Consider the following 21,149-nt stretch of genomic DNA (forward strand, 5'->3'; position numbering starts at 1 on the left):
CGGCATGAAGATCGCGACGTCGCCCGGCGAAGATCCGGGACCGCTGCGCGACGAGCGCGAGCTGATCGCTGCCTTGCCTCTGCCGCTCTCGGCACGGGCGCTGGAGCTGGGCTGCGGCACGGCGCGGCAGACGCGTGCGCTGCTGCGCAGCGGAAAGTTCGACGCCATCACCGCGCTGGAGGTCGACACCCGCCAGCACGCACTGAATCTGCTGCTGGACGATTTGCCCGGCGTCAGCTTCGGCCTCGGCGGCGCGGAGGCGATACCGGCCACCGACGCCAGCGTCGACGCCGTGTTCCTGTTCAAGTCACTCCACCACGTGCCGATGGCACTGCTGGACCAGGCCTTCGCCGAGATGCGGCGGGTCCTCAAGCCGGGCGGCCTGTTGTACATCTCGGAACCGATCTTCGGCGGCGACTACAACGAGATCCTGCGCCTGTTCCATGACGAACAGGCGGTGCGCCAGGCCGCGTTCGACGCCACCGTGCGCGCCGTCGATGCCCGCTGCTTCGAGCTGGTCGGGCAAACCTTCTTCCTGGCGCCGGTACGCTACCGCAGCTTCGACGAATTCGAACGCGCCGTCATCGGCGTCACGCACACCGAGCACCATTTGTCTGCTGCGCTGCACCGGCAGGTGCGCGAACGCTTCGACGCCCACATGACGGAGCAGGGCGCCGCGTTCGAAGCGCCGTTCCGGGTCGATTTGCTGCGCCGCCCTACAGGGTAGGCGATCGCCCCTTCGGAAAACGATGATCATAGTGGCGCTTCATCAACTCTGGAATCGCGGAGGACAAGCTCAGTGTGAATATGCTGCCGGACGGCGTGCTGCTGAAGACGTCGCGAGCAGAAGGGCGCGTTCAGGAGCTGAAAGCGCTGAGCAAGAGGGCACCACCGTCGCAGGCGGCCACGAATGTTGTATTTGTCGTCAATTTCATTATCAAACCCACAAATAAAGATTCAATAATGCCAATTTAAATGACATAATCCGCCACTAAGATAATTTTAACAACTTCAGGGGTGGTGTCATGAATCGATTTGTCCAGCAATCGTTGTGCGTTGGCGCGCTGCTGTGCGCCGCTTTGACGGCACAGGCTGCGCCAACCGTCGTCAACGGCGGTTTCGAAGCCGGCGACTTCACCGGCTGGTCGCTGGTCGGCGACCAGGACTATAACGTGGTCGCTGGCGACAACCCTCATACCGGCGACTTCTCCGCATTCTTCGGCCAAACCGACGCTGCGGCCACGCTGTCGCAAAGCCTGGCCACCGTGGCCGGCCATGCCTACACCGTGTCGTTCTGGCTGTCCAACCTGGGCGGCAGCGTCAACAACATCGACACCGTCAACAGCTTCGAGATACTGATCGACGGCGCCAAGCTGCTCGACGTGCAAGACAAGACCGCCACCAGCTACACCAAGTTCCAGCAAGCGTTCACCGCCACGTCGTCGTCGACCGTGCTGGCGTTCAGCTTCAAGCACGACGAAAACTTCTGGCTGCTGGACGACGTCGCGGTCAGCGAAGTGCCGCCAACCATTCCTTCTGTTCCCGAGCCGTCGACGGTGCTGATGCTGGCGCTCGGCCTGGGCGCGCTCTTGCTGCGCCGCCGCCTGGCTTGAACCAACTCCGCCTTCGCCCGCTTTTGATTGGAACCCGCCATGTCCGTAGCCGCCAACCCTGCCGTTGATCCTTTCGCCCGCATCCTCGCCCTCGGCGATGCGCCCGCCACCCAGACCGGCGCCGGCGGCCAGTGGGTCAACGCCTGGTCGGTGACCGGCGTGACGACGACGCAAAAAGCCGATGCGACCAACGCTGCGGAAGCGTGGTCGGCGGTGAAGTACACCGACCTGCTGGCGTCCACACTGGCCGGCGGCGACATTTATCGCGGCGACCTGGGTGTCAGCGGCCAGTCGTCCGCCACCGGCACCGTCAAGCAGGAAATCGACGGCAAGGAAGCGCTGCGCTTCAGCCTGGCCGAAGCGGCGCAATCGGTGTCGATCAACCTGTCGTCGTTCTACGCCAACGACGACGGCACCGGCTATGCCGAGGGTGCGCGCATCCGCCTGTTCGACGCCGATGGCAGGCAGGTCGGCGAATCGTTCGCCTATGCCAGCGGCACCAGCGGCAACCAGCTGGTGCTGATCAACTCCGCGCTGGCTTTCCGCTCGGTCGAGATCAGCGCCGGCGCACAGCGCGGCGACGGTAGCTTCTCGTTCGGCGGCTACGGCGACGGTAGCGGCGGCTTTGGCAGCGACAGCTACACCAGCGGCACCAAACACGGCAGCGATTTCCTGGTGCACTCGGTCAGCTTCGCGCTGGCGCGCCCGGCCGCCACGGCCGACAGCTACGCCTTGAACGAGGATGCGCCGTCGGCCATCTTCGGCAGCGTGCTGGCCAACGACAAGGACGCCAACCAGGCACCGCTGACAGCCGTGCTGGAGACCGGCGCGGCGCACGGCACGCTGACCTTCAATGCCGACGGCACATTCAGCTACCAGCCGAACGCGCTGTACTCCGGGCAGGATTCGTTCAGCTACCGCGCCAGCAACGGTAAGGATTTGTCCGACGTCACCGTGGTCAACCTGACGATCAACCACGTCAATCACGCGCCGGTGGCGGTGAACGACTCCGTCGCCACCGATGAAGACACCGCAGTGGCCGGCAACGTCCTGAATGGCGCTGGCCGAGACACCGATGTCGATGGCGACCAGTTGGTGGTGACGTCGTCCGGCAGCTTCACCACCGCCCTCGGCGCCAGCGTCACCCTCAAGGCCAACGGCGACTTCACCTACAATCCGACAGGCTCGGCTGCGCTGCAGGCGCTGGCAAGTGGCGCCGCGCGGGTGGACGGTTTCGACTACACCATCTCCGACGGCCACGGCGGCACCAGCACTGCGCATGTGAATGTCGCGGTTCAGGGGCGCGACGAAGCGACTCCCTCCAACCGGGCGCTGAGCGTGGAGCAGGGCGCCGAGCTCAAGCACTATCTGCACTACACCACGTCCGGGCTGGATCAATGGGTGGAGATCGACGGCTATACGATCGGCGCCGAGGCCGAGCACAGCAATCTCAAGGGCTCGGGCGCGGCGGTGGGCAAGCCCACTCCGGACGAGTTCACGCTGACGCTGGGCGACGGACGGGCCGCCACCGACTTCACCAGCGCGATATTGCAGGGCAAGAAGATCGACAACGTGGACGTGGTCTCTTACGTCAGCACGGCAAACGGACTGAAACTGGTGCAGCAGTACGCGCTGAGCGACGCCTACGTCACGGCGGTGAAAACCGCCGCCGGCGAGGACGGCGCGACACAGACCACGCTGAGCGTGGTGTACAAGGAGATCGTCCAGGGCGTCTCGCCGCTGGGCGCGAACGGCTTGCCGATCAGCGTGGCGTCGGTCGGCTGGAGCATCCCCAAAATGACCACGTCGCCGTCCGATGCGACAATTCCGGTCGACACGCATGATCTGTCGCACCCGACGCCGACGGTGGACAGCGACACGCCGCTGGAATATTACGTGCGGGTGTTGACCAATGACGGCAGGGATGCCGGCGGCGGCTGGGTCGCGCTCAGCAGTTTCGCGCTGGACTACGCGGCCGACACGAGTTTCCTCAAGGGCACCGGGGCCAGCGTGGGCAAGGCGGTGCCGTCGGAGCTCAGTCTGGGGCTGGGCATCAGCAAGCTGATGACGGCGATGCTGAACAATGAAATTCTGGGCACGGCGTTCAAAACGGTGGAAGTGGAAGCCTACGCGTCCGGCGGCAACGGCGGCAAGCCGGCGCTGGTCGACGAATACATCTTCAACGACGCCTTTGTGGTCGATGTGTCCAACCAGAGCGATGCCGACAACAGCGTCCAGCTGGTCTACAAGGCGTTCACCCACTCGCACCTGGTGTATGACGCGGATGGCAAGTTGAATACGGCCGCTTCGGGCGGCGTGGGCTACGATGTGGCGAAGGCGGAAATGAAGGCCGTTGCCGTCACGGGCGCGGTCGCGGCCGCGGCCGGTGCGACGGCGCCGCCGAGCGTGGAGCAGGGCGCCGAGCTCAAGCACTATCTGCACTACACCACGTCCGGGCTGGACCAATGGGTCGAGATCGACGGCTATACGATCGGCGCCGAGGCCGAGCACAGCAATCTCAAGGGCTCGGGCGCGGCGGTGGGCAAGCCCACTCCGGACGCGTTCACGCTGACGCTGGGCGACGGACGGGCCGCCACCGACTTCACCAGCGCGATATTGCAGGGCAAGAAGATCGACAACGTGGACGTGGTCTCTTACGTCAGCACGGCAAACGGACTGAAACTGGTGCAGCAGTACGCGCTGAGCGACGCCTACGTCACGGCGGTGAAAACCGCCGCCGGCGAGGACGGCGCGACACAGACCACGCTGAGCGTGGTGTACAAGGAGATCGTCCAGGGCGTCTCGCCGCTGGGCGCGAACGGCTTGCCGATCAGCGTGGCGTCGGTCGGCTGGAGCATCCCCAAAATGACCACGTCGCCGTCCGATGCGACAATTCCGGTCGACACGCATGATCTGTCGCACCCGACGCCGACGGTGGACAGCGACACGCCGCTGGAATATTACGTGCGGGTGTTGACCAATGACGGCAGGGATGCCGGCGGCGGCTGGGTCGCGCTCAGCAGTTTCGCGTTGGACTACGCGGCCGACACGAGTTTCCTCAAGGGCACCGGGGCCAGCGTGGGCAAGGCGGTGCCGTCGGAGCTCAGCCTGGGGCTGGGCATCAGCAAGCTGATGACGGCGATGCTGAACAATGAAATTGTGGGCACGGCGTTCAAAACGGTGGAAGTGGAAGCCTACGCGTCCAGCGGCAACGGCGGCAAGCCGGCGCTGGTCGACGAATACATCTTCAACGACGCCTTTGTGGTCGATGTGTCCAATCAGAGCGACGCCGGCAACAGCGTCCAGCTGGTCTACAAGGCGTTCACGCACTCGCACCTGGTGTATGACCAGGATGGCAAGTTGAATACGGCCGCTTCGGGCGGCGTGGGCTACGATGTGGCGAAGGCGGAAATGAAGGCCGTTGCCGTCACGGGCGCGGTCGCGGACGCGGCCGGTGTGACGGCGCCGCCGAGCGTGGAGCAGGGCGCCGAGCTCAAGCACTATCTGCACTACACCACGTCCGGGCTGGACCAATGGGTGGAGATCGACGGCTACACGATCGGCGCCGAGGCCGAGCACAGCAATCTCAAGGGCTCGGGCGCGGCGGTGGGCAAGCCCACTCCGGACGAGTTCACGCTGACGCTGGGCGACGGACGGGCCGCCACCGACTTCACCAGCGCGATATTGCAGGGCAAGAAGATCGACAACGTGGACGTGGTCTCTTACGTCAGCACGGCAAACGGACTGAAACTGGTGCAGCAGTACGCGCTGAGCGACGCCTACGTCACGGCGGTGAAAACCGCCGCCGGCGAGGACGGCGCGACACAGACCACGCTGAGCGTGGTGTACAAGGAGATCGTCCAGGGCGTCTCGCCGCTGGGCGCGAACGGCTTGCCGATCAGCGTGGCGTCGGTCGGCTGGAGCATCCCCAAAATGACCACGTCGCCGTCCGATGCGACAATTCCGGTCGACACGCATGATCTGTCGCACCCGACGCCGACGGTGGACAGCGACACGCCGCTGGAATATTACGTGCGGGTGTTGACCAATGACGGCAGGGATGCCGGCGGCGCCTGGGTCGCGCTCAGCAGTTTCGCGCTGGACTACGCGGCCGACACGAGTTTCCTCAAGGGCACCGGGGCCAGCGTGGGCAAGGCGGTGCCGTCGGAGCTCAGCCTGGGGCTGGGCATCAGCAAGCTGATGACGGCGATGCTGAACAATGAAATTCTGGGCACGGCGTTCAAAACGGTGGAAGTGGAAGCCTACGCGGCCAGCGGCAACGGCGGCAAGCCGACGCTGGTCGACGAATACATCTTCACAGATGCCTTTGTGGTCGATGTGTCCAACCAGAGCGACGCCGGCAACAGCGTGGATCTCGTCTACAAGGCGTTCACCCACTCACACCTGGCGTATGACCAGGACGGCAAGCTGAATACGGCCGCATCGGGCGGTGTCGGCTTTGACGTCGCCAAGGCGATCCTGATCGGAGCGCCGCCACCGCACGCCGACGTTATTTTCTAAGGTCGATTCCATCGCCGCAGGATTTCACGCGTTATTTTGCCAAAACGCATAGCCAGCACGCCGAGGCGCGTTGATCGATCCGGCTTTCGTAGTATGTTGGTACGCCTGGATACGGCATACCTGAAACGGGAGCGGAGATGCATCGATACGCTAAACGATCGCTGTGGACCTTGGCCGGCGTCGTGGTGCTGGCGGGCGGCGTGGTCGCGGTCGGCGAATTGCTGAGCACACACAAAAAGGGCCGACGCATCGACGTCGAGATGGCGTCGCTGGATATCGACCTGGCCCAGGGCCGGATCGAGCAGGGGGCCTACCTGTACCGCACCCGTGGTTGCCTCGAATGTCACGGCGCCAATGGCGGCGGCCGCGTGGTCATCGACAGCGGCGGCATGCTGGTGGTCGGGGCAAATATCACGCCGGGCGAGAACAGCGCGGTGCGGCGCTACACCACGCGCGACTGGGTGCGCACGCTGCGCCATGGCGTCAAGCCCGACGGCCGGCCGGTGCTGGTGATGCCCAGCGAGGATTACAACCGCCTCAGCGATATCGACACCGCCGGCTTGATCCGCTACGTGCAGCAACTGCCGGCGGTCGCGGGCAAGCCGGCGATCTTGCGCTTTCCACTGCCGCTCAACGTGCTCTACGGCTATGGCGTGGTGCGCGACGCGGCGCAGAAGATCGACCACCGCCTGGCGTCCAGCGCGCCGGTCGAGGCTGGCGTGTCGCCGGCGCACGGCGCGTATGTGGCCAACACCTGCATCGGCTGCCACGGCCCGGGCCTGGGCGGCGGCAAGGTGCCCGGCGGCCCGCCGCAGTGGCCGGCGGCGGCCAATCTGACGCCCGGCAAGGGCAGCGTCATGCCGAATTATCCGACGGTGGCGCCGTTCCGCGCCATGCTGCGCACCGGGCTGCGGCCGGACGGCAGCGCCGTCAACCGCGCCATGCCCTTCGAATCGCTGCGGGAAATGAACGATACCGATGTCGACGCCTTGTATCTTTTTCTGAAAACAGTGCCGCCGCGCGACGCCGGTACGCGCTGAAGCCGCGATCGGCGCGCCGAATCCGGCACGGCTGAGCTAATATCGGGGTCCCATCATTCCACGCCAAGGAAACCCCATGCTCGCACCCGTCGCCGACTCCACGCTCAGTGTGCAGCAATGGCTGCTCGCCTATAGCGGCACGCTGCTGTCGATGTTGGCCCTGGACGCGCTGTGGATCGGCCTCTACATGGCCCCGGCCTACAAGAACACTTTGGGCGACCTGATGCTGAGCCAGCCGCGCATCGCGTCGGCGGTGCTGTTCTATCTGCTGTTCGCGGCCGGCACGGTGTTCCTGGCGGTGGCGCCGGGACTGCGGGCGCTGAGCTGGCAGACGGCGGCGTTGAACGGCGCGGTGCTGGGATTGATCGCCTACGCCACTTACGACCTGACCAATTATTCCATCCTCAAGGTGTGGCCGCTGGGCCTGACGCTGGCCGACATCGCCTGGGGCACGCTGCTGTCCGGCGCGGCGGCGACGGCGGGCTGGTTCGCCGCCAACCGCTGGGGTTGAGATTTGAGGCGGCGATTTGCCGCGCCGCATGACCGCGTGCTAGCATGCGAGCCCATGCTCGATATCCTCGCCATCACCAGCCCGATCTACATCATTGTCCTGATGGGCTATCTGAGCACGCGCTTCGGCCTGTTCGACAAACCGGACATGCGGGTGTTCGGCAAGTTCGTGCTGAACCTGGCGCTGCCGGCGCTGATCTTCAACGCGCTGGCGCAACGCCATATCCGCGAGGTATTGCATCCGGCCTATCTGCTGGCCTATCTCGGCGGATCGCTGCTGATGCTGACGACGGCCTACCTGGCCGGCCGCCATCTGGCGGGGCTGAGCCGGATCCGCAGCATCTTCCTGGCGATGGGCATGTCCTGCTCCAACAGCAGCTTCATCGGCTTTCCGATCCTGTTGCTGATGGTGGCGCCGGTGGCCGGCGTGGCGCTGGCGTTGAATGTGATCGTCGAGAATCTGGTGATGTTGCCGCTGTTGCTGGCGATGGCGGAGCATACCAGGGACGGCGCCGGTCCGTGGCGGCAGGTGCTGTGGCAAACGCTGAAGCGGCTGACGCGCAATCCGTTGGTGCTGGCGGTCACGGCCGGGCTGGCGGTCAGCCTGGCGGAACTGGCGCTGCCGCAACCGGTGCTGCGCACCGTGACCTTGTTCTCGCAGGCCAGCGGCGGTTTGTCGCTGTTCGTCATCGGCGGAACGCTGTTCGGTCTGCCGATCGGCGGCGGCTGGCAGCGGGTGATGCCGCTGGTGGCGGGCAAGCTGGTCGGCCATCCGCTGGCGGTGCTGCTGTTGATTTCCCTGCTGCCGCTGCTGGGCGTCGCGCCGATGGCGCCGCAACTGCGTGCCGCAGCGCTGCTGATGGCGGCGATGCCGATGCTCAGCATTTATCCGATTCTGGCGCAGGCCTATGGTGAGGCGGATCGCAGCGCCACCGCTTTACTGATCTGTATGATGACATCGTTCTTCACGCTGAGCACCTGGATGTGGCTGGTGCGTTGAGCGGCTAGCGCATGAATTCCACCGGCCGTTGCCTGCGGGCCTCGGGATAGGCCAGTACGCGGCGGATCGCGTCGAGCGGTACGTGGTAGGCCTGCATGTAAGCCCAGGCGACGGCGCTGCCTTGTGACATCGACAGCCAAATGCCGTGCTCGACCGCCGAACTCAATAAAGTGTTTTTGCGCTTGTTCTCGTCCATTTTAACTCCTGCACATGGTCAGACCGCAAACCTTATATCAAAATCAAGATATATGGCGCGTTGTTGACTTTTGATATCGTTTAGAATGACTATCCTTGCCGTTACCCTCGAAACGTATGCCCTCCCTAGTGCCTGTCGTTCCTTCCTCTGATCTCAACTGGCTGGCCGGCGGCGGCGAAATGGGGGCCCTGATCGCAACCATCGACTGGTCGCGCACGCCGCTGGGGCCGCTGGAGTCGTGGCCGCAGAGTCTGCGCACCTCGGTCAGCCTGTGCCTGTCGTCGACCTTCCCGATCCTGGTGGCGTGGGGTCCGGAACACATCCAGATCTATAACGATGCCTACCGTCCGATCTGCGGCGGCAAGCATCCGGAGGCGATGGGCGAGCCGTTCAAGGTCTGCTGGGCCACCGCCTTGCCGGTGGTCGGGGCGAAGTTCGACCGCGCGCTGGAGGGCGAGGGCACCTACATCCACAATCAGCAGATGTTCCTTGACCGCGACGGGTATCTGGAAGAAGCGTTCATGACGTTTTCGTTTTCGCCGATCCGCGCCGAGTCGGGCGAGGTGGGCGGCATCTTCCATCCGATCACCGAGGCCACCGGTCAGGTGCTGAACGCGCGCCGCTCGCAAAGCCTGCGCGACCTGAGCACCGGCCTGGGCGACGCGCGCACCGTCGAGGACATCGGCCGCGACCTGGCTGCGCAATTCGACCAGATGTCGCTCGATGTGCCGTTCCTGCTGTTTTACCAGCGCGACGCCGACAGCGGCCAGCTGCACCTGCGCGGCCACGCCGGCATCGCCGCCGGCCATGCGCTGGCGCCAGTCGTATCCGCGCTCGACGACGCCTGTTGGCCGTTCGCCCAGGTGGCGGCGACCGGCAAGGCGCAACAGGTCGATGGCTTGGAACAGCGCTTCGGCGATCAGCGCTGCGGTCCCTACGAGGAGCAGCCGCGCTCGGCGCTGGTGATGCCCTTGACGCTGCCGGGGCAGCAGGATGTGTTCGGATTCCTGGTCGCCGGCGTCAGCGCCTGCCGCGCGCTCGATGCCGACTACCATAACTTTTACGCCTTGCTGAACGCAGCGCTCAACACCGCCGTCGGCAATGTCACCGCCTACGAGCAGGAGCAGCGGCGCGCCGAGGAACTGGCGCACATCGACCGCGCCAAGACCGCGTTTTTCTCCAACGTGTCGCACGAATTCCGCACGCCGTTGACGCTGATCCTCGGTCCGCTGGACGACGCGCTGGCCAACGACGGCCTGGCGCCGGAGCAGCGGCGGCGCATCGAGACCACGCACCGCAACGCGCTGCGCCTGCTCAAGCTGGTCAACTCGCTGCTGGATTTCTCGCGCATCGAGGCCGGCCGGGTGCAGGCCAGCTATCAGCCGCTTGACCTGGCCCACGTCACCACCGAGCTGGCCGGGGTGTTCGAATCGGCCATGGCCAAGGGCGGCCTGAGCTACACGCTGGACCTGCCGCCTCTGCCGCAGCCGGTGTACGTGGATCGCGACATGTGGGAGAAAATCGTCTTCAATCTGTTGTCGAACGCCTTCAAGTTCACGCTGGCCGGCGGCGTCACGCTGACCTTGCGCGAGCATGCGGGCATGGCGCGGCTGTCGGTCAGCGACACCGGCGGCGGCATTCCGCCCGAGGAGCTGCCGCGCACCTTCGAGCGATTCCATCGCATCGAGGGCGCGCAGGGCCGCACCTACGAGGGCAGCGGTATCGGCCTGGCGCTGATCCAGGAGCTGGTGCGGCTGCACGGCGGCGCCATCGCGGTGCACAGCGTGGTCGGCGAGGGCACCCGCTTCGATGTCGACCTGCCGTTCGGCCTGGCGCACTTGCCGGGCGAGCGCATCGTCACGCCGTCGGCGGACGGCGCCGACATCGCGCCGGATACCGCGCGCACCGGCGCCGCCTTCGTAGAGGAAGCCTTGCGCTGGCTGCCGGACGTGGACGAGGGCAAGGCCGCGCCCGCGCGTCCGCCGGCCGCGAACGGCGAACCGGCGATGCCGGATCTGGAGCGTCCGCGCATCCTGATCGCCGACGACAACAACGATATGCGCGCCTATCTGAAGTCGCTGCTGGACGCACATGCCGATGTGATGGTGTGCGCCGACGGCGAGGCGGCCTTCGAGATCCTGCTGCGCGATCCGCCCGACCTGCTGCTGAGCGATGTGATGATGCCTCGGCTGGACGGTTTCGGTCTGATCGCTCGCATCCGCGCCCACGAGCCGCTGCGGCACTTGCCGGTGATCCTGCTGTCGGCGCGCGCCGGCGAGGAGGCCAAGGTCGAGGGCTTGCGGGCCGGCGCCGACGATTACCTGGTCAAGCCGTTCTCCACCAGCGAGTTGCTGGCGCGGGTGCTGCGCCAGGTGATGCTGGCGCGCGAACGCAGTCAACAGCGGCAGGAAGCGGCGCGGCAGGAAGCCTACTTCCACACCCTGATCGATGCCTCGCCGGTGATCCTGTGGACCACCGACGCCGACGCCCAGACCACCTATCTGAGCCAGCGCTGGTACGACTTCACGGGGCGCACGTCGCAACAGGATCTGGGCGTGGGCTGGCTGGAGAACGTGCATCCCGACGATGTCGAGCGCGTGAGCGCAGCGTTCGCGGCGGCCAGCGCGGCGCATGCGCCGTACTCGGCGGACTTCCGGCTGCGGCGGCACGACGGCGTGTATCACTGGTGCATCGATGCCGGCATGCCGCGCTTCGACGAGCAGGGTCGTCCGGCCGGCTTCGTCGGCACGGTGATCGACATCCACGCGCGCAAGGTGTTGCAGGACCGTTTCGAGCGGGTGTCGAGCGCGGGCGATGTCGGCGTCTGGCATGCCGATGCGCCGTTCGATTCCTTGCGCATCAATCCGCAGACGGCGGAACATCTGGGCCTGCCGGGGCGCCACAACATGACTGTGGCGCAGTGGCTGGCGGCGGTGCATGGCGATGACCGCGAACGGCTGGCGGCCGGCGTCGCGCGCTCGCTGCGCGAGGGTACACCGTTGGAGGCCGAGTTCCGCGTCGCCGGCGATGCCGCTTCGGCCGCCGCGCCGCGCTGGCTGCGCATGGTCGGCTGGTGCGACGTCGATGAGCATGGGCTGCCGGTGCTGTTCGACGGCATCAGTGTCGACGTCAGCACGCACAAACACGCCGAGCTGGAGTTGCAACGGCTGGCGAGCGCGGTGACCGAGCGCAATCGCTTGCAGAGCGAGTTCCTGTTTACGCTGGCGCACGAGTTGCGCAATCCGCTGGCGCCGATCCGCGCCGGGCTGGAGCTGATGGCGGCCGGCGGGAAGACGGCGTCGACCGTGGATTTGCAGGGCATGATGCGGCGCCAGGTGGATCATATGGTGCATCTGGTGGACGATCTGTTGGATACGGCGCGGCTGGCGGAGGGCAAGGTGGCGCTCCGGTGCGACGGCGTGACCTTGGCCGAGGTGGTGACCGATGCGGTCGAGATCAGCACGCCGCTGCTCGACGGCGCCGGGCATCGTCTGTTGCTGGATCTGCCGGCGGCGCCGGTTGCGTTGTATGCCGACCGTCACCGCATCGCGCAGGTGCTGAGCAACTTGATCAACAACGCGGCCAAATATACGCCGCCTGGTGGGCGTATCGAGGTGGCGGCGGTGGTCGAGGGTGGCGAGGCGGTCATCTCGGTGTCGGACAACGGGGTCGGCATCGCGCCGCATTTCCTGGCGTCGGTGTTCGACATGTACGCGCAGGCGCAGGGCGCGGAGTTGCTGGCGCAAGGCGGCTTGGGCGTGGGCTTGCATCTGGTGCAGCAGCTGGTGCAACTGCACGGCGGGCGGGTGGCGGCGCACAGCGCCGGCATCGGCCAGGGCAGTCGCTTCACCGTGTGGCTGCCGTTGCCCGGACAGCCGGCGGCGGCGGCCGGGACGCCGTCGTCAGTGGCGTCGCCGGCCTTGCCTGATCGGCAGTCGGCGGGCGGCGATGGGGCGGCGCAAGGTCTCAACGTGCTGGTGGTGGACGACAATGTCGACGCCGCCGAGACGCTGGCCGCGCTGCTGGAGTTCTACGGCCACCAGGTCAGCGTGGCGCACAGCGGCACCGCCGCGCTGAGCCGCGGCGCCGAGCTCCTGCCGCGCGTCGTGTTCCTCGATATCGGCCTGCCTGACATGAGCGGCTTCGACGCCGCGCTGGCGCTGCGCAAGATCGACGGCATGGCGCAGGCGAAAATCATCGCGCTGACAGGCTGGGGCACCGACGCAGACAAGCAACGCTCCAGCGCGGCCGGCTTCGACCTGCACTTGACCAAGCCGGTCGACTTCGACCACGTCCGCGACGTGCTGACCCGGATCGCCGCCGAGGGCTAGCGTCGCGCAAGCGTTATTGTCGTAAGTCAACTCTGGCCAGATCTTGCCGGCCTACAATCGCCTCTCGGCCATCGGCGATCGTGGGGCGAGAGACATGGGCAAACGCGCAAATGCAGCAGGGCGTCGGCGGACGAGGCAGACGGGCGCCATCGCTATCGTGTTCGCGCTGATGGTCGGCGGGCTGCTCGCCTTCATCGGCCTGGCGTTGGATCTGGGACGTGTGTATAACCGCCGATCCGAACTGCAGGCGGTCGCCAATGTCGCGGCAGTGGCCGCCGCCGCACAGCTGAACGGCACGGCCTCCGGCATCGACGCCGCCGCGACCAAGGCCAGCGACGCGGTCAACGAGCTGACCTACCAATACAACCAACGCAAGATCGCCTGGAACCGGGACGCGCTATCGTTCGGCGCCTCGCCCAACGGCGGCTGGATCGACGCTGCGGCCGCGCACGACGCCCCGGCCGGCCTGCTGTACGTCCAGGTCGACACCGCCAGGCTGGGCGCGGCGATGGGCACGCTGGACCTGGTGTTCATGCGCGCCATCTCCGCCGCGCTGACCTCGACCGACATCGCCGTCAAGGCGGTGGCGGGGCGCTCAGGTATCGACGTCGCGCCGCTGGCGCTGTGCGCGCTGTCGAACACCGCCGCCGCGCCGCGCGCCAATCCCGGCCCGCCGGCTAATACCGAGCTGGTGGAGTACGGCTTCCGCCGTGGCGTCGGCTACGATCTGATGCAACTCAATCCCAACGGCGTCGCACCCGAGAACTTCGTCATCGATCCCTTTGCGCCAGCCGGCACGCCCGGATCGGCGGCCGATACCGCAGCCGCCTTCGTCGGCCCCTACGCGTGCACCGGCCAGCTCGCGATCCCGAGCGTGTCCGGCGGCGCGATCACCGTCGGCCGGCCGTTCCCGCTGGCGTCGCTGTACAAGCAACTCAACTCGCGCTTCGACCAATACGACGACGCGCTATGCAGCTACGCCACCGCGCCGCCCGACGCCAATATTCGTTCCTATGCCTTCAATGGCGGCGCGCCGTGGATGGCGACGGCGCCCGACCGGCAGGCGGCGAAACCGCTGGCGGGCGGCGGCAAGCTGCTGACCGTCGCCGATCCCTGGCCCGCGCCGGCCGGCACCACCGCCGCGATGTACGGGCCGCTGTGGGCCTACGCCAGGGCGGTGCCGTATGCGTCATATGTGGCCGGCGTTGCGGAGCCGGCCGCCGGCTACGCGAGCTTCGCGCCCGGCGCCTGGAGCACCCTGTATGCGCCGGGCGCGCCGGCGGCCACGGCCGGCTATCCCGGCGGCGGCTCGACGCCGTACAAGGCGGGCACCAATCTGCTTCCGCCACCGCTCGCGCATCGCGGCGTCGCCAACCGGCGCGTATTGAACGTCGCCTTGTTGTCCTGCCCGGTGAGCCCCGGCGCGACCACGACGGCGACCGTGCTCGCGGTCGGCAAATTCCTGATGACCGTGCCCGCCACCGCGACCAGCCTGTACGCCGAGTTCGGCGGCGTGGTGCCCGAGCAAGCGCTGGGCGGGCCGATCGAGCTGTATCGATGACGCCGGGGAGACAGACCGTGTCGCGACAAACCGGAGCGTTGACCGCCGAGTTCGGGCTGGTGCTGGTGCTGTTCCTGACCATGGCCTGCGCGGTGCTGGAACTGGCGCGGCTGATCTACCTGTACAACACCTTGCAGGTGGCGACACAGCGCGCCGCCGCGCTGGCGGCGCAGGTCGATTTCCGCGACGCGGCGGCGCTCGACCAGGTGCGGCGGCAAGCGGTATTGCGCGACTCGGCCGGCGGCCTGTTGCTTGGCGCGCCGGTAACGGACGCGCATATCCGCATCGATTACCTCGCGCTGTCGAATGCCGGCGGCGTGACGCCGACGCCGATTCCGACACCGGCGCTGCCGTCGTGCCCGGCCAACAACCGGATCGCCTGCATGGCCGATCCCTACGGCGACAGCTGCATCCGGCTGGTGCGGGCGCGGGTCTGCGATCCGGCGGTGCCGGAGGCCTGCAACGGCGTGCCGTACCAGCCGCTGTTTTCCTTCCTCGGCATGCGCTTCAACCTGCCGAAGGCCACCGTCGTCACCAGCGCCGAAACGCTGGGGGCGGCCGGCCAGGCGCCATGTCCCTAGATCGGCAGGGGTTCCCCGCATTGCTTGCAGAAGCGCGCGGTGTCCTCGTGGCCCTGCGTCATGCAGCGCGTGCAGGTGCGCGACGACCATAGCTGCCGGCCGCGCTGGTGCGCGATCTCGGAACTGATGATGCCGGTCGGGACCGCCAGGATGCCCCAGCCGAGCAGCATCATGAACGAAGCGATGGCGCGGCCGATGTCGGTCTTCGGCACCAGGTCGCCGAAGCCCACCGTCGTCATCGTCGAGATCGCCCAATAGACGGCGGTGGGAATGCTGGTGTAGCCGTGCGCCGGGCCTTCAACCACGTACATCACCGTCCCCAGCAGGAACACGATCAGCATCACCACCGACAGGAAGATGAAGATCTTGCGGCGGCTGGCCAGCAGCGCGTCGCCCAGCATGCCGTATTCCTGGATGTACAAGGTCAGCTTAAGGATGCGGAAGATGCGCAGCAGGCGCAGGATACGCACGCCCAGCACCACGTGGGCGCCGGGGATGAACAGCGACAGCCAGCTGGGCAGGATCGACATCAGGTCGATGACGCCGAAGAAACTGCGCGCATACACGTCCGGCCGCCGCACGCACAGGCAGCGCGCGATGTATTCGATGGTGAACAGCGCGGTGAAGCACCATTCCGCGATCAGCAGCCAGTCGCCGTAGGCCGCCGCGATCGGCTGTACCGTGGCCAGCACCACCACCAGCACGCTGAGCAGGATGGCGGCGATCAGCGCCAGGTCGAAGGCGCGCCCGGTCGGCGTGTCGGATTCGAAGATGATCGCGTACAGGCCGGCGCGCCAGCCGTGTTCCGGCTTGCCGAAGCGTTGATGCGGATCGGCGGAGCGCGTGGCGGGCGCCGGCTGGGCTTGGGGTGTTTTCATGGTGACCTTATCCGAAAGATAATTTTTAGCCGATGGCAATTCTGCCGGGCGTATAAACAATTTATATGATGTGGAGCGAGATTTTCCTGTAGGATACCGGCTTCGTCCGCTTTTAGGACGGGTAGTTAATTCTAGGGCAAAGGATCACGGAGTTCGCGTCCTTCATGTCCCGATCTCTTGGAGACGGAATGGGAGCTTCGCGCCCACAGTTGCAGCGGCCAGTCAGCCTGGTCGTGTTGGCATGTATTTTTGCCGTGCTGGCCATGGCGGCCACGGAAACGTGGCGCTGGTCGCGCACCGCGCGGCACACCGACGCGCCTGCCCAGGTCGATACGGCCACGCCGCCGGCCATCAGCCTGACCGAACTTTCCCGCGCCATGATCCCGATGCCGAAAGGCGTGCCGTCGGCGCACGCCAGCGCGCTGGCCAGCCTGCCGCACGGCGACCTGATCGCCTTCTGGTGGGCCGGCAGCCGCGAGAGTGGTCCGGACGTCAAGGTGTACGCGTCCCGCTGGTCCGAAGGCAAGTGGAGCGAGCAATGGGAGGTGGCCAGCCGCGAGTCGCTGGGCAAGGTGCTGGGCCACGGCGTGCGCCGCATCGGCAACCCGGTGGCCTGGACCGCCGCCGACGGCACGGTCCACCTGTACGTGGTGGCGACCGGGCTCGGCGGCTGGGCCGCGTCGCGCGTGGTGCAGATGGAGTCGCACGACGAGGGCGCCAGTTTCCAGGTGCGCCGTCTGCTGCCGATGTCCCCCGTGTTCAATACCAGCGTGCTGGTGCGCGCGGCGCCGGTCGGCCTGGCCGACGGCGGCTGGTGGCTGCCGATCTATTTCGAAATCGGCTATAAATATCCGATGCTGATGTCGTTCAACGCCCAGGGCGAGCCGCAACGCCTGGCGCGCATCGGTTCGCGCAAGCGCTCCTTGCAGCCGACGCTTGTGCCGGTCTCGGCCACCGAGGTGCGGGCCTGGATGCGCGACAACGGCGCCGACAAGCGCATCCAGCAGGCGGTCAGCCGCGACGGCGGCCAGAGCTGGGAAGACCTGGGCGCGAGTTCGATGTCCAACCAGGGCACCTCGCTGGCCGTGCTGCGCCTGAGCAGCGGCAGTCTGGTGATGCTGCGCAACCATGGCGATACCCGCGAAACGCAGCGCAGCTCGCTGTCGCTGTGGCTGTCCAACGACGCCCAGAACTGGACCCAGCTGGCCGACATCGTCAACGGCCAGCCCGGCGACGAATTCTCGTATCCGGCCATGTTCCAGGTCGGCGACGAACTGCACATCACTTATACGTATCAGCGGCGCGCCATCGCGCACCACCGCCTGAAAATCAATCTGGGGAAGGACCCGATATGAGCTTGCCGGATCTGGCCCTGCAAATAATCTACGGCCGGCTGGCGTGGGCGCTGGTCGCCGCCGCCGTGCTGCTGGCCTTGCTGCCGGTCGCGTTGCCGAAGCTGATCCCGGCGCCGCGACGCAGGACCATCGCGCTCACCGTCGCCGCCATGGCGGCGCTGATGGCGCTGCCCGGCGCGGCGTCGCCGGCCTACTCGCTGATCCTGGTGTTCCAGTATCCGAGCGGACTGCTGCTGGGCTGCTGCATGGTCTCGCTGTGGACCCGCTGGCAGGGCAAGCCGGTGCGCTTCGCCTTGCGTCCTGGCCTGGCGCTGGCGCTGACGCTGGCCGGCCTGGTGCTGTATCTGGACGCGTTCGGCGTACTGGCGCTGGGCTGGTACTACGGCGGCTTCAGCGCGGTCGGCGCGCCGCTGCTGGCGTGCGCCGTGGCCGCCGCCTGCGCCGTGGCCATCGTGCGCGGCCGCGCCGCCGGCAGCGCCGGGGCGCTGTTGATCGCCGTGATGCTGTTCTCGCTGCTGCGCCTGCCGACCGGCAACCTGTGGGATGCGCTGCTCGACCCGTTGCTGTGGGCCTGGGCGGCGGGGTCGGCGATCGCCGCCTTCGCGCGTCGCCAGTCGCTGCGCAAGCTGGCCGCGCTGCCGCCGCTGCTGGAGCCGGCGCCGGTGTTCGCGTCCGAGGCCGATGCGGAGCTGGTGCCGGTGCACGCGTCCGGCGTCGACAAACAACTTTAATAAATAAAGCAAGGGAGTAAGCATGGTAACGAAGAAGTGGTACGTTCATCCGGTGATCGCGATCGGGGTCATCATCAATATCTTCGTGATGGCGATGGCGCTGTACTGGTCCAAGAACCAGCCGGCGCTGTGGCGTTTGCTGGTCGAGGATGGCATCGTCGAATGGATGCAGTTCCTGTGCTTCGCCATGACTTCCGGCCTGCTGGCCTTCCTCGCGGTGGAACAATGGCAGCGCACGCCGAAGATCAATCTGCAACTGCTGGCCTTCGTCGGCCTGTCGCTGCTGGTCGGCCTGGCCGCGCTGGAAGAGATCAGCTGGTTCCAGCGCATCCTGCACATCGCCTCGCCGGAATACTTCATGCAGAACAACCGCCAGGGCGAAACCAATCTGCACAATCTGGCGCTGGGCAAGGGCAGCCTGCACAAGAACATCCTGCTGAAGCTGATCGCCATCGTCGGCATCACGCACAACATCATCCTGCCGCTGGTGGCGATGAAGCGTCCCGGCGTGCGCACCTTTATCGAGAAGCTGGGCGGTTATCTGCCGCCGCTGCTGCCGTCGGTGATCTACGTCGCGCTGGTGGCGGTGTCGCACCTGGCGATCGACCATCCGCGCAAGGGCGAGCTGGGCGAAGTGTTCGGCGCCGTGCATTACATGACCACCGTGTTCGCGGCCTACTTCATGGGTGTCGGCTACGGCAAGCGTCCGGTGTTCGAGCAGGCCGGCGACGCGCGCCGCGTCTCGACGCTGTTCGTGATGCTGATGGTCTACCTGTTGTTCATCGCCTGGATCCTCAGCGCCGGCGCCGGCGCGCCGCAGTACATCGCCACCCATCCAGGCTTCGGCGCTGAACTATGAACCAGATGTTGAAGAAGGGCGCGGCCACGCTGGATAAACTGACCCGCTGGGCCGGCCCCTACGCCAGCCTGGTGCAATTGCTGCTGGTGGGGCTGGTGCTGTTGTCGCTGTCGCGTGCCGGGCTGGTGGCGTGGCAGTGGGGCCGCGTGTCGGCCACCGGCATCGTCGGACAGGTCATGCTCCAGGGCGTGCGCGCCGACTTGATCCTGCTCGGCTACTTCATCGTGATCCCGCTGGTGCTGGCGCCGTTGCTGGCTTACCAGCGCACGCAGCGGCTGTGGAAGGCGATCTCGGTCGGCTGGGCCACGTTCGCGCTGATCTTCATCGTCTTCATGGAATTGTCGACGCCGCAGTTCGTCATGCAGTTCGACGTGCGGCCGAACCGTTTGTTCATCGAGTACCTGTCCTATCCGAGCGAAGTCATCGCCACCTTGTGGAACGGCTTCCGCATCGCGCTGGTGCTGGGCGTCGGCTTCACCATATTCCTGGGCGTGGTCATCTACCGCCTGATGCGCGACGCTTCGGCCCATGCGACCGTCTGGCGTCCGCTGAAGATGCTGCTGGTGTGGCCGCTGCTGGTGCTGCTGGTGGCGTTCCAGATCCGCTCGACGCTGTCGCACCGTCCGGCCAATCCGGCGCTGTTCGCGCTGACCGGCGACTCGATGGTCAATTCGCTGATCATCAACTCGCCATGGTCGGTGCTGACCGCGCTGAACTCGATGAGCGACGAGGCGAATTCGTCCGAGATCTACGGCAAGTACCCGCATGCCAAAGTGGTGCCGACGGTGAAGAGCGCGCCATGGCTGCGCGACCTGGAGTTCACCTCGGCCGAGCTGCCGACCTTGCACAGGCAAGTGGCGGCGATGCAGCGTGAACGGCCGCTCAACCTGGTCATCGTGCTGGAAGAGAGCCTGGGCGCGACCTTCGTCGAATCGCTGGGCGGCTTGCCGGTCACGCCGGAGCTGGAGAAACTGAAAACCCAAGGCTGGTGGTTCGATCAGCTGTACGCCACCGGCACCCGTTCGGTGCGCGGCATCGAGGCGGTGGTCGCCGGTTACGGCCCGACGCCGGCGCGCAGCGTGGTCAAGCTGTCGCTGGCGCAGCAGAATTTCTACACGCTGGCGCTGGGACTGGGCAAGCAGGGTTATCACACCGAATTCGTCTACGGCGGCGAAGCGCACTTCGACAATATGCGCGGCTTCTTCACCGGTAACGGCTTCCAGAAAGTGGTCGACCGGCGCGACATGACGCCGGTGTTCGAAGGCAGCTGGGGCGCGTCGGACGAGGACTTGTTCGATAAATCGCTGGAGCGGCTCAAGCTGCTGCATGACGCCAAGAAGCCGTTCTTCAGCCTGATCTTCACGTCGTCCAACCATGAACCGTTCCAGTTCCCGGACGGCCGCATCGACTTGCACGACACCGCGAAGCAGACCGTCAACAACGCGGTGAAATACGCCGACTACGCGCTGGGCCGCTTCATCGCGCAGGCGAAGAAGGAAGCCTACTGGAAGGACACGGTCTTCCTGATCGTCGCCGACCACGACAACCGCGTCTACGGCGACAGCCTGGTGCCGATCAAGAAGTTCCACATCCCTGGCCTGATCATGGGCGCCGACGTGCAGCCGAAGCGCATCCAGACCATCGCCAGCCAGATCGATCTTGCGCCGACCTTGCTGTCGCTGATCGGCGTGTCGAGCGAGCATCCGATGATAGGCCGCGACATGGCGCGCGACAGCGAGACGCCGGGCAGGGCGCTGATCCAGTTCGACAATTACTTCGCCTGGCTGGAGGGACCGTCGGCCACCATCCTGCGTCCGGGCCAGACACCGCTGCGCGGCGACTACGACTACGCCACCGGCGTCATGACGCCGAGCACGGTCGCCCCCGACCCGGTACTGGTGGACAAGGCGATGTCGCACGTGCTGCTGCCGTCGATCCTGTACCGCGAGCAGCGCTACAAACTGCCACGTTGA

Annotated in this window: 15 protein-coding genes; 13 read left to right on the plus strand and 2 right to left on the minus strand. The window is 66.4% G+C overall.

All coding sequences use genetic code 11. The features are described from left to right. The first annotated feature begins 4 nt into the window (after positions 1–4). The 6 genes from GW587_RS13585 to GW587_RS13610 all read left to right on the plus strand — a co-directional run bounded on the left by GW587_RS13585 (position 5) and on the right by GW587_RS13610 (position 8,684). Positions 5–727 (plus strand): class I SAM-dependent methyltransferase, encoded by a 723-nt coding sequence (locus GW587_RS13585; RefSeq protein WP_166103625.1) that lies wholly within the window; start codon positions 5–7, stop codon positions 725–727. 298 nt (positions 728–1,025) lie between these two features. After that, positions 1,026–1,613, plus strand: a complete 588-nt coding sequence (locus tag GW587_RS13590; protein WP_166103628.1) for a PEP-CTERM sorting domain-containing protein — start codon at positions 1,026–1,028, stop codon at positions 1,611–1,613. Positions 1,614–1,652: 39 nt separating this feature from the next. After that, on the plus strand, positions 1,653–6,134 hold the full coding sequence (locus GW587_RS13595) for a cadherin-like domain-containing protein (RefSeq protein ID WP_166103631.1): 4,482 nt from the start codon (positions 1,653–1,655) through the stop codon (positions 6,132–6,134). 137 nt (positions 6,135–6,271) lie between these two features. Then, on the plus strand, positions 6,272–7,174 hold the full coding sequence (locus tag GW587_RS13600; protein ID WP_166103633.1) for a c-type cytochrome: 903 nt from the start codon (positions 6,272–6,274) through the stop codon (positions 7,172–7,174). A gap of 76 nt (positions 7,175–7,250) precedes the next feature. After that, entirely contained in the window at positions 7,251–7,685 is a 435-nt protein-coding gene (locus tag GW587_RS13605) for a DUF2177 family protein (protein WP_207393475.1), read from the plus strand. Positions 7,686–7,739: 54 nt separating this feature from the next. After that, positions 7,740–8,684, plus strand: a complete 945-nt coding sequence (locus GW587_RS13610; protein ID WP_166103636.1) for an AEC family transporter — start codon at positions 7,740–7,742, stop codon at positions 8,682–8,684. A 4-nt stretch (positions 8,685–8,688) separates the two neighbouring features. Here GW587_RS13610 and GW587_RS13615 read toward each other — a convergent pair whose 3' ends face one another. Further along, positions 8,689–8,880 (minus strand): hypothetical protein, encoded by a 192-nt coding sequence (locus GW587_RS13615; protein ID WP_166103639.1) that lies wholly within the window; start codon positions 8,878–8,880, stop codon positions 8,689–8,691. A 179-nt stretch (positions 8,881–9,059) separates the two neighbouring features. On the opposite strand from GW587_RS13615, the gene GW587_RS13620 reads away from it, so the two are divergent. The 3 genes from GW587_RS13620 to GW587_RS13630 all read left to right on the plus strand — a co-directional run bounded on the left by GW587_RS13620 (position 9,060) and on the right by GW587_RS13630 (position 15,353). Next, positions 9,060–13,211: an ATP-binding protein gene (locus GW587_RS13620; protein WP_166103641.1), complete on the plus strand. Its 4,152-nt coding sequence runs from the start codon at positions 9,060–9,062 to the stop codon at positions 13,209–13,211. A gap of 94 nt (positions 13,212–13,305) precedes the next feature. Continuing rightward, positions 13,306–14,772, plus strand: a complete 1,467-nt coding sequence (locus tag GW587_RS13625) for a pilus assembly protein TadG-related protein (RefSeq protein ID WP_166103642.1) — start codon at positions 13,306–13,308, stop codon at positions 14,770–14,772. A 17-nt stretch (positions 14,773–14,789) separates the two neighbouring features. Then, positions 14,790–15,353: a TadE family protein gene (locus GW587_RS13630; protein ID WP_371875589.1), complete on the plus strand. Its 564-nt coding sequence runs from the start codon at positions 14,790–14,792 to the stop codon at positions 15,351–15,353. Here GW587_RS13630 and GW587_RS13635 read toward each other — a convergent pair. Continuing rightward, the gene (locus GW587_RS13635; protein ID WP_166103646.1) at positions 15,350–16,231 is read right to left on the minus strand and encodes an ion transporter; all 882 of its coding nucleotides are present in this window, start codon (positions 16,229–16,231) and stop codon (positions 15,350–15,352) included. The two genes, GW587_RS13630 and GW587_RS13635, sit on opposite strands and share 4 nt — an antisense overlap. A 188-nt stretch (positions 16,232–16,419) precedes the next feature. On the opposite strand from GW587_RS13635, the gene GW587_RS13640 reads away from it, so the two are divergent. Genes GW587_RS13640 through GW587_RS13655 form a run of 4 tightly spaced genes read left to right on the plus strand, consistent with a single transcriptional unit; the run spans position 16,420 to position 21,149 of the window. Further along, positions 16,420–17,586, plus strand: a complete 1,167-nt coding sequence (locus tag GW587_RS13640; RefSeq protein WP_166103648.1) for a sialidase family protein — start codon at positions 16,420–16,422, stop codon at positions 17,584–17,586. Next, positions 17,583–18,317, plus strand: coding sequence for a hypothetical protein (locus GW587_RS13645; protein ID WP_166103650.1), 735 nt, complete (start codon positions 17,583–17,585; stop codon positions 18,315–18,317). The genes GW587_RS13640 and GW587_RS13645 overlap by 4 nt, the downstream gene beginning before the upstream one ends. A gap of 22 nt (positions 18,318–18,339) precedes the next feature. Beyond that, on the plus strand, positions 18,340–19,176 hold the full coding sequence (locus tag GW587_RS13650; RefSeq protein WP_166103652.1) for a hypothetical protein: 837 nt from the start codon (positions 18,340–18,342) through the stop codon (positions 19,174–19,176). Beyond that, a complete protein-coding gene (locus tag GW587_RS13655) occupies positions 19,173–21,149 on the plus strand; it encodes an LTA synthase family protein (RefSeq protein WP_166103655.1) in 1,977 nt (658 codons plus the stop codon). Before GW587_RS13650 ends, GW587_RS13655 begins: the two co-directional genes overlap by 4 nt.

The organism is Duganella aceris (assembly GCF_011090165.1).
In the GTDB taxonomy this organism is placed as follows: Bacteria; Pseudomonadota; Gammaproteobacteria; order Burkholderiales; family Burkholderiaceae_D; genus Rugamonas; species Rugamonas aceris.

What these genes read in the sequence shown, in the direction of transcription:
- GW587_RS13625 (WP_166103642.1), top strand. Translation starts at nt 13,306, where the DNA reads ATGGGCAAACGCGCAAATGCAGCAGGGCGTCGGCGGACGAGGCAGACG.
- GW587_RS13645 (WP_166103650.1), top strand. Translation starts at nt 17,583, where the DNA reads ATGAGCTTGCCGGATCTGGCCCTGCAAATAATCTACGGCCGGCTGGCG.
- GW587_RS13585 (WP_166103625.1), top strand. Translation starts at nt 5, where the DNA reads ATGAAGATCGCGACGTCGCCCGGCGAAGATCCGGGACCGCTGCGCGAC.
- GW587_RS13650 (WP_166103652.1), top strand. Translation starts at nt 18,340, where the DNA reads ATGGTAACGAAGAAGTGGTACGTTCATCCGGTGATCGCGATCGGGGTC.
- GW587_RS13590 (WP_166103628.1), top strand. Translation starts at nt 1,026, where the DNA reads ATGAATCGATTTGTCCAGCAATCGTTGTGCGTTGGCGCGCTGCTGTGC.
- GW587_RS13595 (WP_166103631.1), top strand. Translation starts at nt 1,653, where the DNA reads ATGTCCGTAGCCGCCAACCCTGCCGTTGATCCTTTCGCCCGCATCCTC.
- GW587_RS13635 (WP_166103646.1), bottom strand. Translation starts at nt 16,231, where the DNA reads ATGAAAACACCCCAAGCCCAGCCGGCGCCCGCCACGCGCTCCGCCGAT.
- GW587_RS13600 (WP_166103633.1), top strand. Translation starts at nt 6,272, where the DNA reads ATGCATCGATACGCTAAACGATCGCTGTGGACCTTGGCCGGCGTCGTG.
- GW587_RS13620 (WP_166103641.1), top strand. Translation starts at nt 9,060, where the DNA reads ATGGGGGCCCTGATCGCAACCATCGACTGGTCGCGCACGCCGCTGGGG.
- GW587_RS13605 (WP_207393475.1), top strand. Translation starts at nt 7,251, where the DNA reads ATGCTCGCACCCGTCGCCGACTCCACGCTCAGTGTGCAGCAATGGCTG.
- GW587_RS13640 (WP_166103648.1), top strand. Translation starts at nt 16,420, where the DNA reads ATGGGAGCTTCGCGCCCACAGTTGCAGCGGCCAGTCAGCCTGGTCGTG.
- GW587_RS13610 (WP_166103636.1), top strand. Translation starts at nt 7,740, where the DNA reads ATGCTCGATATCCTCGCCATCACCAGCCCGATCTACATCATTGTCCTG.
- GW587_RS13615 (WP_166103639.1), bottom strand. Translation starts at nt 8,880, where the DNA reads ATGGACGAGAACAAGCGCAAAAACACTTTATTGAGTTCGGCGGTCGAG.
- GW587_RS13655 (WP_166103655.1), top strand. Translation starts at nt 19,173, where the DNA reads ATGAACCAGATGTTGAAGAAGGGCGCGGCCACGCTGGATAAACTGACC.